Origin of the sequence: Formosa sp. L2A11 (assembly GCF_009796865.1) — a bacterium.
GTDB lineage: Bacteria > Bacteroidota > Bacteroidia > Flavobacteriales > Flavobacteriaceae > Formosa.
This window is the reverse complement of record NZ_CP047028.1, coordinates 21,647-37,060: the sequence shown is the minus strand read 5'-3', so window position 1 is coordinate 37,060 and position 15,414 is coordinate 21,647. Positions and strand designations below refer to the sequence as shown.

At 32.0% G+C, this 15,414-nt stretch carries 8 protein-coding genes and 2 pseudogenes; 2 read left to right on the top strand and 8 right to left on the bottom strand.

The features are described from left to right. Window positions 1–76: 76 nt before the first annotated feature. The 4 genes from GQR95_RS00155 to GQR95_RS00140 form a co-directional block, all read right to left on the bottom strand. Entirely contained in the window at window positions 77–727 is a 651-nt protein-coding gene (locus tag GQR95_RS00155; RefSeq protein ID WP_159021246.1) for a response regulator transcription factor, read from the bottom strand. A 270-nt stretch (window positions 728–997) separates the two neighbouring features. Beyond that, a complete protein-coding gene (locus GQR95_RS00150; RefSeq protein ID WP_159021245.1) occupies window positions 998–2,332 on the bottom strand; it encodes a TolC family protein in 1,335 nt (444 codons plus the stop codon). 4 nt (window positions 2,333–2,336) lie between these two features. Continuing rightward, complete coding sequence (locus GQR95_RS00145) at window positions 2,337–5,417, bottom strand: efflux RND transporter permease subunit (protein ID WP_159021244.1); 3,081 nt, start codon at window positions 5,415–5,417, stop codon at window positions 2,337–2,339. Window positions 5,418–5,423: 6 nt separating this feature from the next. After that, window positions 5,424–6,467, bottom strand: coding sequence for an efflux RND transporter periplasmic adaptor subunit (locus GQR95_RS00140; protein ID WP_159021243.1), 1,044 nt, complete (start codon window positions 6,465–6,467; stop codon window positions 5,424–5,426). Between the two features lie 623 nt (window positions 6,468–7,090). On the opposite strand from GQR95_RS00140, the pseudogene dnaK reads away from it, so the two are divergent. Beyond that, window positions 7,091–8,996, top strand: a pseudogene (dnaK, locus tag GQR95_RS00135) (molecular chaperone DnaK). Window positions 8,997–10,152: 1,156 nt separating this feature from the next. Here the strand turns inward: dnaK and rplT are convergent. From rplT to thrS, 4 genes and pseudogenes are all read right to left on the bottom strand, one after another. After that, window positions 10,153–10,497 carry a 50S ribosomal protein L20 gene (rplT, locus tag GQR95_RS00130; protein WP_159021242.1) on the bottom strand — a complete coding sequence of 115 codons (345 nt, stop codon included), beginning with the start codon at window positions 10,495–10,497 and terminating at the stop codon, window positions 10,153–10,155. Window positions 10,498–10,600: 103 nt separating this feature from the next. Further along, window positions 10,601–10,798, bottom strand: coding sequence for a 50S ribosomal protein L35 (gene rpmI, locus GQR95_RS00125; protein WP_159021241.1), 198 nt, complete (start codon window positions 10,796–10,798; stop codon window positions 10,601–10,603). Window positions 10,799–10,858: 60 nt separating this feature from the next. After that, window positions 10,859–11,353 (bottom strand): annotated as a pseudogene (infC, locus tag GQR95_RS00120) (translation initiation factor IF-3). An 86-nt stretch (window positions 11,354–11,439) separates the two neighbouring features. Then, window positions 11,440–13,374, bottom strand: a complete 1,935-nt coding sequence (gene thrS, locus GQR95_RS00115; protein ID WP_159021240.1) for a threonine--tRNA ligase — start codon at window positions 13,372–13,374, stop codon at window positions 11,440–11,442. A gap of 619 nt (window positions 13,375–13,993) precedes the next feature. Here thrS and GQR95_RS00110 point away from each other — a divergent pair. After that, a complete protein-coding gene (locus tag GQR95_RS00110) occupies window positions 13,994–14,869 on the top strand; it encodes a hypothetical protein (protein ID WP_199269623.1) in 876 nt (291 codons plus the stop codon). The last annotated feature ends 545 nt before the right edge of the window (window positions 14,870–15,414 follow it).

Genomic DNA, 15,414 nt, shown 5'->3' with positions numbered 1-15,414 from the left:
GAATTAATTTAAACAATACCATTAATGTGGTATATTTATAACTAAGCAAATAGTATAAATTTAATTAATATGTTAGTTATGTATTTACAATGCCTTGATTAATAGCGTAGAGTATGAGTTCTGAAGAACTGTGGACGTTTAATTTTTTAAAAATATTTTTTCTGTGTGTGTTAACGGTATGAAAACTAAGAAACAATTTTAATGCAATACATTTAGTGGTATAACCGTCTGCAATGTGTTTTATAATTTCGAGTTCTCTATCGCTTAATGAAATGGGAAGACAATTGTTTTCTGTATTATTAGGTTGGATTTCTTTTTTTAATACAGCATTAATAACGCGTTTACAAAAGAATTTTTCTTTTTTAGCCGATGCATAAATGGCCTGTATTACTTCTTCTTCCTCACAATCTTTTAAAATATATGCATATATTCCGTGGTTAAGTACATTAACAATATCCGTTTTATAAGTGTTAGTAGTTATTACTAGTATACTTATTTGTGGATATTTTTCTCTAACAGATGCTATATCATTAATACTAAAATGTTCAGGAATATTAAAATCTATTATAAGTATATCTGGATTTGTTTTAGGAATTAAAACGAATAACTCTTCACTATCCATGGCTTCTCCCACGATATTAAAATCCTTCTTACTGGTTAGGAGAGATTTAGTGCCTTCTCGGGTTAATGTATGTGAATCTGCTATTAATATTTTGAATGAAAGCATTATTTAGAATGATTGTAAATTGCAAAGTACAGTTTTTTTATACAATTAATCTAAATTTTGAAGCTCTTTTTGTTCTAAATTTTAGTGTTGTATCTAGCTTATAAGCATAGATGTGTTTATACTACTTACTTAACTAAAAATAGTATTAGCCTTTCCTGAATATGGTCTGCTAATATTTTGCGCTTTTGTAGTGTTGTCTAAAATTATAGAAATGTTGAAATGAGATTTCTGTTTTTAACTGAAGTGTTATAATTTAATTAATCAGATTTTTTAAAGTCCAATTAGTGTATTTAAATCTAGAACAGCCATATTAAAATTTAAGCGAGAAGAAAAAGCATCTTGTTTTGCTTTATCTAAAGTGTATTTAGTTTCTAAAAGTTCTTTTTTAGTAAGCAATCCAGAATCTAATCCGTCTTTTTTAATTCTGTATTCTTCTAAGCGAAAGTTATAGGCTTCATCTGCAACATCCATTAATTTCTGAGCCTGAATGGCATTACGGTATCCTTTTTCAATAGCTCCATTTATTTTAGAAATGGTATGCTCGGCATAGGCTTTAGCTTGATTTTGTTTAGATATACTTTCTCCTAACTGTGCTCTGTGTTTTACAAAACCTAAAACATTCCAAGTAAAATTAACTCCCAAGTAGTAGCTTGTACTAGGAAGTTCTGATATTACATTTTGATAAGTAACACCTCCTATAACACCTAAATCTGGTAAATATGCGTTTTTAGCGGCTTTGGTCCCGTAGTTTGCAGCTTCTATTTGTTTTTTAGCACCTAAGAGTTCATTATTATTGTTTGCTTGACTTAAATAATATGCTTTAGAGTTTAAATTATAGATTTTTATGGGCTGATCTTCAAGTTTAACATCTACACTGTCGGGAAGCATTAGTGTTGTTTTTAAATCTACTAAATAATTATCTAATGCAATTTCTTCAACTAAATAATCATGTTTTTTATCTGCTAGGTCTGCTTTAAGTCCAATTACGTTAACATTTTGAATTTGTTTGGCAAGCAAAGCACTTTCAGCATCGTAAAGTTTAGCTTTTGCCCAGTCTATATTAGTTTGGGCCGTTTCTAATTTTTTTTCTTGAATCCTAACAGCATAGTAAAGTTTTTCAATACTATTTTCTATTTTAGATTGTGCAGCCTTCAGTTTAAATTGTTCAACTTTTGCTTGAGCTTCAATAGCTTTTACTCCATTATTAACGCGTAATAATTGTGTTAAAGGTTGGTAGGCGAGTAGGCCTCCTGTAAGCATATTTTGCTTGCCTTCGTAAACGGTTAAATTCTGTCCTGGAATAGAAAAATCGCCAATACTTCCTAAAGCACCTTGAGGGATTACTATACTATTGTCATCATTAAATGTGTGTGCATAATTTCCTGTTAGGTATAGCATGGGCAAACTATTTGCTCCTGTTTCATCTTTTTTAAAATTTAGCTCGTTTACTTTTTCTTGCTGAATTTCAAGTAATTTGTTTTGAGATATAGCTAATTGTTTTGCTTTTTCTAAAGATAAAACCTCTTGTGTTTGTGCCTTTACTACAAATGAAAATAGGAGTGTAACACAAAGTAAACAAAAATGGTATATTGATTTCTTAATCATAATATTAAGATTCTTTGATGGTAAGGTGAGACAGATCTTTAGGTTTTATAAACCAAATATAAAGTACAGGTATGCTAAGTAATGCTGTTACCATAGACCAAATAACGCCTACAGCTAAAACACTAGCAAGTGGGCTCCACATTGGCGATCCAGATATAATCATTGGTAATACTCCAATTGCTGCAGCCATGGCTGTTAAGAATATTGGACGTAGTCTTCGTTTTCCTGCTTCTACAGCTGCCTGAGGGATTGTTTCTCCTTTTTTTAATAATTCGTTTGTATAGTCAATTAATATAATGGCATTTCTAACGACAACTCCCGAGAGACTTATTAACCCTACAAAAGCTGTAAATCCAAAATCGTTTCCAGTAATTACTAATCCAAGGAATGCTCCAAAGAGACTTAGCGGAATAGTAAGCATGACTAAAAAGGTTTCTTTTATATTTTTAAATTGAAATAATAAAATGAGAAAAATAAGAACAATACTAATACCTAAAGCAACAATCATTTGGTTAAAGGTTTCTTTTTTATTTTCATATTCTCCACCATATTTAATATGATATCCTTTTGGGAGCTTAATTTTTTCAATGTCTTTCTTAGCTACTTTACGAATTCTGTCTGGTAAATACCCATTTTGTACATCGCTTAAAATAGACATAGTTCTAATTCCATTTCTGCGAACAATACGACCGGTATGCCAATTTGGTGTTAATGTTGCTATTTGTCTTAATGGAACCGAAGCACCTGTAACAGGAGATGGTAAATAGGTGTTTGCTAAGTTATCGAAGTTTTTACGATCGTTTTCACTTAATCTGAATACCAAGCTAACAGGAGTGCTTCCTTCGTATATTGTACTTATAGGTGCCCCAGAAAATCCTACATATAATGTTTTTGCTATACTTTCTGTTGTAAATCCTAATCGGCTAGCTTCTGGTTTTAACTTAATATCTATACCATAATAATTCTCATGAAAATTATTACGCACATTTAAATGACCCTCGGTATGTTTTAATATTTCTGTAACTTGAGTACTTATTTTTTCTATAGTATTAATATCTTCTCCAGAGACACGTATTTCAACAGGAGCTAAATATGGTGTTCCTTGTTGCATTAACTGAACTATTGGTTGTCCGTTTGGTACTAAATGTTTCGTTCTTTCTGTTAAATCTTCTGCTAAAGTTTCTGCAGTATGATCGTCTGTGGTATTAATCAGGATCTGAGCAAAGTTAGTTGTTGGTACTTCAGGTGAAAAATTATAATAGAATCGCGGTGCACTTTTTCCTGTAAACGTTGCGTAAGACGTTACTCTATCGTCTCCCTTAATGGTTTCTTCTATTTTTTTTATGGCTTCGTGCGTTTTTTCAATTTTAGTTCCTGTAGGCATCCAAAGGTTTACAACAAATTGATTACGCTCTGCAGCAGGGAAGAATTTTTGAGGTATAACAAAGTACATACCAACACCAACAGCAATAACAATTAAACTTCCTATTATTACAGATTTAGGAATAGTAACACATTTATCAATAATAATGTTATACATGTTTTGCATACGATCTAAAATCGAAGGCTTTTTATCTTCTTCATTTGCATCTTCCTGATGTAATCCTTTTTTTATAAATTGATAACATAATATAGGTGTGAATAGCATGGCTACAATAAAGGAAGATCCTAAAGCTATAGTTACGGTAATAGGAAGTGCAAATATAAATTCTCCTACAGATCCGCTTAAAATAACCATAGGTAAGAATGCAGCAATAATAGTAATAGTTGCTGTAAGTACAGGAATAATTAATTCGGTAGCACTTTTCCAAGCAGCTGTTGCCGGAGGCATACCTTCATCTAAAAGTTCTACATAATTATCGGCTATAACAATAGCATCGTCTACTACCATTCCTAAAACAACAATAAGAGCAGCTAGAGATACTTGGTGTAATTCAATACCAAATACATGAAGCGATGCAAAGGTCATGGCCACCGTCATTGGTATTGCCATGGCAGCTACTAATGCTATTCTAAAAGGAAGAAGCAATAGTATTACAATAATTACGGCTACAATAGCTATAAAAAATTCTCTAATAAAATGGCCTACATTATTATTTACAATAGTAGGCTGATCAATAATTTTTTCAATTTTAATATCTGAAGGCATTTGAGATAATGCATCATCAATTTTAGACTGGACAGCTTCGCCAAAATCTACAATATTATTGCCTTCTTGCATCTGTATAGATAAAATAATGGCAGGACTTCCGTTTACTCCAGTGTAGGAGGTAGGCTCTTCATATTGTCTTTTTATATTGGCAACATCACTAACTCGTATTACATCTCCATTTTCTGCAGTACCAATAACTTGTTCTGCTATTTCGTCTTCTGTAGCATAATAACTTGTGGTGTAAAACGGAACTTCGTTTTGGTCTGTAGATAGGCTTCCTGAAGGATATAAATTGTTTTGAGACTGTAATATTCTAATTACATCGTTAAATTTAACACCATATTGCGCCAGTTTTTCCGAACTAGAAGTGATTACAATTTCTTGTTTTTGTTCTCCAATACGTTTAATTTTAGAGACAGCTCTTATCGTTCTAAGTTGGTCTTCAATCTTTTTAGCATAATTTTCTAACTCAAGATAGTCACCATTTTTAGCTGTAATACCTAAAACAATAGCTTCTGTATCTCCGAAATCTGAATTTATAACGGGACCAATAACGCCTTTTGGAAGTTCTAATTTTTTTGTTAATTGAAGTGCAACGGTTAATTTATTCCAAAATACATCTGGATCTTTTACCCATTCTTCTAATTCTACTTGAACAACCATAAGCCCGTCTCTAGAGGTAGAAAATGTTTTACGTTTTCTAACTTCTGAAAATTGGAACAATGTTTTTTCTATGGTTTTAGTAACCTGATCTTCTACTTGAGTAGAATTTGCACCAGGAAAATAAGCAAGTACCAAACCTTGTCTTACCGTTATTTTAGGATCTTCTCTTCTTGGCATAGTCAATAAAGAAAAAATACCTACTACAAATATGATGGCTAAAACTGCAATCGTTACTTGTTTATACTTTAATGAGGATTTTATTAAATTCATTGAAACTTAATTATAGTTTACAAGCGTTCCGTCTGTTAGTTTTTGTACTCCGGAAGTGACAATAGTTTCTCCTTCTTTTAATCCAGAAGTGATTTCTATATTATTCTTATGGAGTTTTCCTATAGAAATGTCACGCTTAAAAACTTTATTAGTGGCTTGGTCTACTACAAAAACATAGGCTTTATTATCTGTGTCTTTTAATATGGCTTGTCCAGGAACCAAAAGTTTTTGTTGTTCTAAATCTGAATTAATTTCAATTTGAGCAATCATTCCCGGTAAAATTTGATGATTCGGATTATCAATTTCTATTTTGGCATTGTAGGTTCTTGTTTTTGCTTCGGCAGCTAAACCTACTTCAATTACTTTTCCTTTAAATATAGAATCTAAAGCATAAATAGTAACTTCTGCATCTTGTTTTAGTTTAATTAAATTAATCTCATCTCCAGGAACAGCAGCATTGATTTTTACGCGATCTATATCTCCTAAACCAAAAACAGGCATGCCTTTATCTATTACTTCTCCCTTAGAAACGCCTTTCTTTAAAAGAACACCAGAAATTGGAGCGTAAATTTTAGAGTGATAAATGTTTTTAGTATTTATTTCCTGGTTTGCTTCAGCTTGTTGTAATCCTGCTTTTACTTGTACAAAATCTGCATCGCTTAAACTATTGCGTTCATGCATTATTTTTAAACGATTGTATTTGTCCTGGACTTCTAACAGCTTTCCGTTGGCAGCCTTTAAGCCGATTTGGTAATCAGAATCGTCTAAACTCGCTAATAAAGCTCCTTTTTTTATAGACTCTCCTTCGTTAATGGCAATGTAATTTATTTTACCGGCAACCATAAAGCCAAGCCTTATTGTGGTATTAGCTTCTACATTTCCGCTTAAAGATATCGTGTTTAAAACAGAATCGTTTTTAACTTTTAGTACCTCCACATAAATAGGATCGTCTTCTGTTTGTTCTTCTTGTTTAGATTTACAGCCAGAACATAGCAAGAGTATTGTTATGAAGGAGAATGTAAATATTGGTGTAAATTTGTTTAATCGCATCTTTTATATTGCATTAAATAGGACACATAAAAGTACGATTTTCTATATAAATAGCATAAATACTTTTTTGTTGAATTTTAAAAACAGGTAGAATTAGAAAACCTCTTTATCGGAAAGCTGTTTTATTGTTATTTGTTCAAAATTGAAGAGATAATCACACTTTATCATCAGTTTTATCACCTCTACTTTGTCAGTTTTTATCATATCAATTGTGCAGGAACTATTAATAATGCTAGGCATTTGCCTGGTTTTTATAAAAAGGAAGAATCTTGCACGTAAAATGTATGCTTAATACCTACGTGTTTGTTTTATTATAAGGTATGTTTTTTGTTTTGTTAACTATATTTAATAAAACAAAAAGGGTATTGTCATTTATCCTGACAAAAGGCATGTTACTTTTAATATGTGTTTACTACTAGAGCATGCGTGTACTTTTAGTATAAATTAAGGTATATTATATTTTAAAGATTAATGTAGCTCTGTTAGGACAATGTTGTCTTGTATGTCTAATACGACAAAATAGATTTGTGACAGCTTGTCAGTATAAAAAGAGTTGGCACAATGATTGAAATAAGCAAAGGGAAATAAAAATAAATTCAACAACATTAAAATATATAGTAATTATGAGTAAAATTATTGGAATCGATTTAGGAACTACAAACTCTTGTGTGTCTGTAATGGAAGGTAACGAGCCTGTAGTAATTCCTAACGCAGAAGGTAAACGTACAACTCCATCTGTAATTGCTTTTGTAGAAGGCGGTGAGATTAAAGTTGGTGACCCTGCAAAAAGACAAGCGGTAACTAACCCAACAAAAACTGTTTATTCTATTAAACGTTTTATGGGGGGATAAATATTCTGAATCTTTAAAAGAAGCAGAACGTGTACCTTATAAAGTAGTAAAAGGTGATAACGATACTCCAAGAGTAGATATTGATGGTCGTTTATATACGCCTCAAGAATTATCAGCAATGATTCTTCAAAAAATGAAAAAAACTGCTGAAGACTATTTAGGAACTACAGTTACTGAAGCAGTTATTACTGTCCCAGCTTACTTTAACGATAGCCAACGTCAAGCTACAAAAGAAGCAGGAGAGATTGCAGGATTAAAAGTTCGTCGTATTATAAACGAACCAACAGCTGCAGCTTTAGCTTACGGTATGGACAAAAAAGGTACAGACCAAAAAATAGTTGTATTTGACTTTGGTGGTGGTACGCATGATGTATCTATCCTAGAATTAGGAGATGGTGTATTTGAAGTATTATCTACAGATGGTGATACTCACTTAGGTGGTGATGATGTAGATGAAAAAATTATTAGCTGGTTAGCTGAAGAGTTTAAATCTGAAGAACAAATAGATTTACGTAAAGACCCAATGGCTTTACAACGTTTAAAAGAAGCTGCAGAAAAAGCTAAAATTGAATTATCATCTTCTGCTCAAACAGAAATCAATTTACCTTACGTAACAGCTACTGCTAGCGGACCAAAACACTTAGTACGTACATTAACAAGAGCTAAATTCGAACAATTAATCTCTGACTTAGTAAAACGTACTATCGATCCTTGTAAAACTGCATTAAAAGCAGCAGGATTATCTATAGGAGATATCGATGAAATTATTTTAGTAGGTGGTTCTACACGTATTCCAGCTGTACAATCTGCAGTAGAGAAATTCTTCGGAAAATCTCCAAGTAAAGGTGTTAACCCAGATGAGGTTGTATCTTTAGGAGCAGGTATCCAAGGTGGTGTATTAACTGGAGATGTAAAAGATGTATTGTTATTAGACGTTACGCCGTTATCTTTAGGTATTGAAACTATGGGTAATGTAATGACTAAGCTTATTGAAGCGAATACAACGATTCCTACTAAGAAATCACAAGTATTCTCTACAGCAGCAGATAACCAACCATCAGTAGAAATTCACGTATTACAAGGTGAACGTGCTATGGCAGGAGATAACAAAACAATTGGACGTTTTCATTTAGATGGTCTTCCTCCAGCAAAAAGAGGAACTCCACAAATTGAAGTAACTTTCGATATTGATGCAAATGGTATTATCCATGTAACTGCAGGAGATAAAGCTACTGGTAAAACTCAAGATATTCGTATTGAAGCATCTTCAGGATTAACAGAAGAAGAAATCCAAAAAATGAAAGCAGATGCTGAAGCTAACGCTGAATCTGATAAATTAGCAAAAGAAACTGCAGATAAATTAAATGCAGCAGATGCTATGATTTTCCAAACAGAAAGTCAACTTGAAGAATTTGGTGATAAATTATCAGCAGATAAAAAACAACCTATCGAAGATGCTTTAGCTGAATTAAAAACAGCTTTTGAAACTAAAGATATCACTGTAATCGATCCAGCTTTAGAAAAAATTAATGAAGCATGGAAAGTAGCAAGTGAAGAAATGTACAAAGCACAAGCAGATGGACAAGGTGGAGCACAACCAGGACCAGACGCTAGTACTGAAGGACAAGGTAATGAAGGTAACGATGTTGAAGATGTAGACTTCGAAGAAGTTAAGTAATCTAAAACACCTTTATATAATATTAAAAGCAACCCATTTGGGTTGCTTTTTTTGTTTAAGGAGTTTCTAAAGTTATAGGTGCTAATTGGCTATTGAATTTTAGATAATCGTAGTTCATTCTCGAGTCTCTTAGAATACCATTGGAACGATGATTAAGTTTTCATTGTTTAATCTTTAACTTTTTGTTTTGTATTATATATAAATTGTTATCTCTTGTAATTGTATGGTGTTCGAGCGGAGTCGAGAACATTAAAACAAAGTATAACCCTTCTAATTTAATGCTGAATATGTAGCATTATATTTAAAATAGAAAGTTATTTGTTTAATTGTAGATTGTAGGGATTATTTCTCGACTCCGCTCGAATACCATTGGAACGATGATTAAGTTTTCAATGTTTAATCTTTAACTTTCTGTTTTGTATTATATATAAATTGTTATCTCTTGTAATTGTAGGGTGTTCGAGCGGAGTCGAGAACATTAAAACAAAGTATAACCCTTCTAATTTAATGCTGAATATGTAGCATTATATTTAAAATAGAAAGTTATTTGTTTAATTTAGATTGTCGAGATTATTTTTCGACTCCGCTTGAATACCATTGGAACAATGATTAAGTTTTCAATGTTTAATCTTTTACTTTCTGTTTTGTATTATATATAAATTGTTATCTCTTGTAATTGTAGTGTGTTCGAGCGGAGTCGAGAACATTAAAACAAAGTATAACCTTTCTAATTTAATGCTGAGTATGTAGCGTTATATTTAAAATATAAAGTTATTTGTTTAATTTTAGATTGTCGAGATTATTTTTCGACTCCGCTCGAATACCCTTGGAACACTGTTTAACCTTCCATTTTAAATCAAATTTGAGATTATGAAGTTCAGATGTTGTTACATGGCGTTCGAGCGGAGTCGAGAACATTAAAACAAAGTATAACCCTTCTAATTTAATGCTGAGTATGTAGCGTTATATTTAAATAGAAAGTTATTTGTTTAATTTTAGATTGTCGGGATTATTTCTCGACTCCGCTCGAATACCATTGGAACGATGATTAAGTTTTCAATGTGAAGCTCTACTTAAATTAAAGACAAAAAAAACCGACTCTTTTCAGAATCGGTTTAATCTTATAAGCGAAATGTTATACAATTAGGCTAACGCCTTATTTTACTTTATCTACTATTGCTTTAAAAGCTTCAGGATTGTTCATCGCTAAATCTGCTAAAACCTTACGGTTTAATTCGATTTGATTAGCTTTTACTTTACCCATGAATTGAGAGTAAGATAATCCGTATTGTCTAGCTCCTGCGTTAATACGCGTGATCCATAGTGCACGGAATGTTCTCTTTTTATTTCTACGGTCTCTGTATGAATAAAGCATTGCTTTATCAACCGCATTTTTTGCTACTGTCCAAACGTTTTTACGACGTCCGAAGTAACCTTTTGCTTGCTTAAGAACCTTTTTTCTTCTGGCTCTTTTTGCTACTGAGTTTACTGATCTTGGCATTTCTTAAATGTGTTTTGTAGTAGGCGGTTAATTGTAATTAACTCTTTTATAAATTTTGCCTAACTCCAGGGTTATTAAATTGTTTTAACCGATTAAAATACTATTACTTTAAACGTAACATTACTTTAATACTGCTCTCATCTGCTTTAGCAACTAAACCATCATGAGTTAATTTAAGCTTACGTTTTTTAGATTTTTTTGTCAATATGTGACTCTTAAAAGCGTGCTTTCTTTTAATTTTTCCAGTACCTGTTAACTTGAAACGTTTTTTGGCACTAGATTTTGTTTTCATTTTAGGCATCTTGTTCTCCTAGTTTTAAATTATTTCGCTTACTATTTTTAACCTGATATTATTCAGGATTTACTTCGATTTCTTTGGAGCAATAAACATAGTCATACGTTTACCTTCCAATCTTGGCATTTGTTCTACTTTACCATATTCTTCAAGATCTTGCGCTAAACGCAATAATAAAATCTGACCTTGTTCTTTAAATACAATAGAACGTCCTTTAAAGAATACAAAAGCTTTAAGCTTCGCACCTTCTTTTAAGAATTTTTCTGCATGCTTCTTTTTAAATTCATAATCGTGGTCATCGGTTTGAGGACCAAAACGAATTTCTTTAACTATAACTTTAGTCGCCTTGGATTTTAAAGCTTTATCTCGTTTCTTTTGTTCGTAAAGAAACTTCTTATAATCCATAACCTTACAAACAGGCGGCACCGCTTAAGGTGAAATTTCAACAAGGTCAAGCTCCTGCTCTTCAGCAATGGCCAAGGCCTTTCGAGTTGGATATACTCCAACTTCTATATTGTCACCTACTAATCTAACTTCTTCAACTCTAATCTTAGAATTGATTCTATGCTGATCTTCTTTTTCAACCCTTCTCGGGGCTTGTTTTTTTCTACGTATTGCTATGGCTGTAAAATTTTAGTTAAACTTATTTAAAATTGTTTTAATGTTTTATTCGTTTCTGTTTCGACAATTTTGGCGAATTCTTCAATAGAAATACTTCCTAAATCTTCCCCACCGTGTTGACGTACAGATATTTTATTCTCTTGCTCTTCACTCTCACCGATAATGATCATATAAGGGATTTTTTTCATCTCCGCTTCTCTAATCTTCTTACCAATAGTCTCATTTCTATGATCTACGAGGGCGCGAATTTCGTGATTTTCTAGCACATTTAAAACTTTTTCGGCGTATTTTTCATATTTCTCGCTAATAGATAATATTATAGCTTGATCTGGCATTAGCCAAAGCGGGAAATTACCACCTGTATGTTCTAGTAATATAGCGATAAAACGTTCCAAACTTCCAAAAGGAGCACGGTGTATCATTACTGGTCTGTGCATTTCATTATCACTTCCTTTATATGTTAACTCGAAACGTTCAGGTAAGTTATAATCTACTTGTATTGTTCCCAATTGCCATTGTCTACCTAGTGCATCTTTAACCATAAAGTCTAATTTAGGTCCGTAGAAGGCTGCTTCACCAGATTCTATAACGTAATTAAGTCCTTTGTCTTTTGCTGCGCTAATAATGGCTTGTTCTGCTTTTTCCCAGTTTTCAACACTACCTATATATTTGTCAGGATTATCTAAATCTCTAACAGATACTTGAGCTGTGAAATTTTCGAAACCTAAAGATCCAAAAACGTAAAGTACTAAATCTATTACACTTTTAAATTCTTCATCTAATTGGTCTGGTGTACAGAAAATGTGAGCATCATCTTGAGTAAAACCTCTTACACGAGTTAAACCATGTAATTCTCCACTTTGTTCGTAACGGTAAACGGTTCCAAATTCAGCAAAACGTTTAGGTAAATCTTTATAAGACCATTGTGAGCTGTTATAAATTTCACAGTGATGTGGGCAGTTCATAGGTTTTAATAAAAACTCTTCTCCTTCTTTAGGTGTTTTAATAGGTTGGAAACTGTCTTCTCCGTATTTAGCATAATGTCCAGAAGTTACATAGAGTTCTTTCTGTCCAATATGTGGAGTTATAACCATTTCGTAACCAGCTTTCTTTTGGGCTTTCTTTAAAAAGTTTTCTAAACGTTCTCTTAACTCAGCTCCTTTAGGTAACCATAAAGGTAAACCTTGTCCTACTTTAGCAGAAAAGGTAAATAACTCTAATTCTTTACCTAATTTTCTGTGGTCACGTTTTTTTGCTTCTTCTAATAAGTGAAGGTATTCTGTTAACTCTTTTTGTTTAGGGAAAGAAATTCCGTAAACACGAGTAAGTTGTGGTTTGTTTTCGTCTCCTCTCCAGTAAGCACCGGCAACAGATAATACTTTTACGGCTTTTATTATTCCTGTATTAGGAATATGTCCACCACGGCATAAATCTGTAAATGTAGAATGGTCGCAGAATGTAATTGTACCGTCTTCTAGGTTTTCAATTAATTCTGTTTTGTATTCATTATTTTTATAAGTTTCTAGAGCTTCTGCTTTAGAGATAGGTCTCATGTTAAAGGTATGTTTACCACGAGCAATTTCTAGCATTTTAGTTTCAATGGCTTTAAAGTCTTTATCAGACACCACGTGTTCTCCAAAATCTACATCGTAATAAAATCCATTGTCAATTGCTGGTCCAATAGTAAGTTTAGCTCCAGGGTATAATTCTTCTATAGCTTGCGCAAGAACGTGTGCAGAAGAATGCCAAAAAGCTTTTTTACCTTCGTCGTTATTCCAGGTATATAAAATCAAAGAACCATCGGTGGTTAAAGGCGTCACGGTTTCAATGGTTGTACCATTAAAATTTGCAGAAATAACATTTCTAGCGAACCCTTCGCTTATGCTTTTAGCGACATCCATTGGAGTTGCGTTTTGCTCAAACGATTTTACGCTTCCATCAGGTAAAGTGATTTGTATCATACTAATTATTTTATTTGAATTAACAAAGATAATGCTATGATCAAACTCATGCAAAAATATCTAATGTTATATTCAATTTAAATGGAGGTTTTATTTAATAGGGGTTTAAATGTTGTTTCAGGAGTAACTATAACAAGTAATCGTAATGTAATGTGATAGATACGTTTTTATAAAAGAGACAATCAAGTGTTTTTTGTAGATTTTAATGTGTTTCTATTTCTATAAAATTGAATTTAAGCTGATTTAATATTTTTAATTTTCATTATTATTAAAGAAAAGCTAGATTAATTATCAGTATAACTTCTTTTTAAATTACAGAGTTATAATTTCTACTTGAAGGTGATTTTTTGTTTTCTAAACTTTTGAATTAAGTGACCCGATTTAATTAGGATAAATAATTTAGAGTTAAATGTTTTTGTTTTAAGCGTTATATGGACATTTTTTTTGGAGTGTATTTGTATTGTGAATTTCTGTTTTTATAAATCATTAACTTGCTTTAATCATTGTAAAACATCTGTTTATTAGGTGTTAATTAGGTTTTTAGTGATTAGTTTTAATATATTTGAAAAACAAACGTGTTATTGACGTTTGTAAAACAAACATTTAAAAACTAACTACCATGAGAACTAAAAAAGAGCACGTAAGAGGTTGTTTCATTTACAAATTGTATAATGTCGAGTATTTAAAGCGGACATCTCTTTGGAGTGTGTATGTGTTAATTGTATTCAGTTTTAATTTTGTTTCTGCTCAAATAGAAACAACTCCAGAGAATTATCAGCCTTTTAGTATAGGCGGACATTTAAAAAACATGCATACTTGGCATGGATCTGTGGTGCATCCCGGTGCTGTAATTGCAACTAATATTGAATATAATTCGCGTAACGAAAAATTCACTTTCGGTTTTTGGGGTGGTGCTAGTTTTTCTACTGTCGATGTTTATAATGAGAGTTTGTCCGAAAATGTTTCTGCTTACTATAAAGAGTTTTCTATATATGCAAAATACAAGGTAACATCTAATTTCTTTGTAGAAGCGGTGTCTCATAACAATTATACAGGAGTAGAAGAGCGCGGAGATGAATTACATTATTGGAGTTACGATAAAACACAAGGGTATAATTTTGTCGATGTTAATTTTGGATATAATATAAATCCAAATACTTTATTTTATCTAGCAACTATAATTGGAGGAGGAGCCGGTGATTATGAAATACAAGATAACGGAGAGTTGAAAAATTCTTGGACTCAATATTTAGAAGTTAGCAGTGTGGTTTGGGAAAATGAAAATTCTAATTTATCTCTTTTTGTTGGAGGTGCTTGGTCTTTCTTTACAGATAAGACATTTTATACAGAAGGTGTAGGTAACATTGTTAATGTTGGAGCTACGTTTACTAAAGATTGTAATGTACTAAAATATAAATTACCTGTTGCTGTAACAGGTATGTGGAATCCAGAGCAAGAGAAAACAGTTTTACAACTTGATATTGCATTGTTTTAATAATGTCCTTTTATATAAGAGCGAAAGAGTTTTTTTGCTACCTATATATAGGTGTGATTAATATTATGTATAACTGAATACTTTTTTTATTTTAAGTTGAAGTAGAGATAGTCTATCTATAGATACAGTTGTTGTAGGTTAGTTCATAGACTCACTTATTAAAGTAACTTAATTAATGTGTGTTTGTCGTTATGCCTTGGTTTTGTAAATGTAGAATAAGATTATCTTAAGTAAGATACATAAGGAGTATTGTGTGTAGGTTTGTTACCTGCTTATATAATGTAGTAACCGTATAGTAGGTGTGTTTTGTATGAGGAATACCTTTATTTATTATTTAAAATCAATAGCGATACACTATTTAAAAATAAAAAGCAGGCGTAACAAACTCTTAACGTATGGTTTACAAAATAAATCAAAAAAAGCTATAAATTAATTAGTTTGGTAAAGAAAAAAGGTGGTATATTTGCACCCGCTTAGCGACGCAACTACGGTAGTAAGTTAAGCAAAAAAAGTTCTTTAATTAGTGTTTGTTTGGAGTTGGAAAG

Excerpts from the sequence above, each read along its gene's own strand:
- GQR95_RS00155 (WP_159021246.1), bottom strand. The coding sequence starts at position 727 with ATGCTTTCATTCAAAATATTAATAGCAGATTCACATACATTAACCCGA.
- GQR95_RS00150 (WP_159021245.1), bottom strand. The coding sequence starts at position 2,332 with ATGATTAAGAAATCAATATACCATTTTTGTTTACTTTGTGTTACACTC.
- GQR95_RS00145 (WP_159021244.1), bottom strand. The coding sequence starts at position 5,417 with ATGAATTTAATAAAATCCTCATTAAAGTATAAACAAGTAACGATTGCA.
- GQR95_RS00140 (WP_159021243.1), bottom strand. The coding sequence starts at position 6,467 with ATGCGATTAAACAAATTTACACCAATATTTACATTCTCCTTCATAACA.
- rplT (WP_159021242.1), bottom strand. The coding sequence starts at position 10,497 with ATGCCAAGATCAGTAAACTCAGTAGCAAAAAGAGCCAGAAGAAAAAAG.
- rpmI (WP_159021241.1), bottom strand. The coding sequence starts at position 10,798 with ATGCCTAAAATGAAAACAAAATCTAGTGCCAAAAAACGTTTCAAGTTA.
- thrS (WP_159021240.1), bottom strand. The coding sequence starts at position 13,374 with ATGATACAAATCACTTTACCTGATGGAAGCGTAAAATCGTTTGAGCAA.
- GQR95_RS00110 (WP_199269623.1), top strand. The coding sequence starts at position 13,994 with ATGAGAACTAAAAAAGAGCACGTAAGAGGTTGTTTCATTTACAAATTG.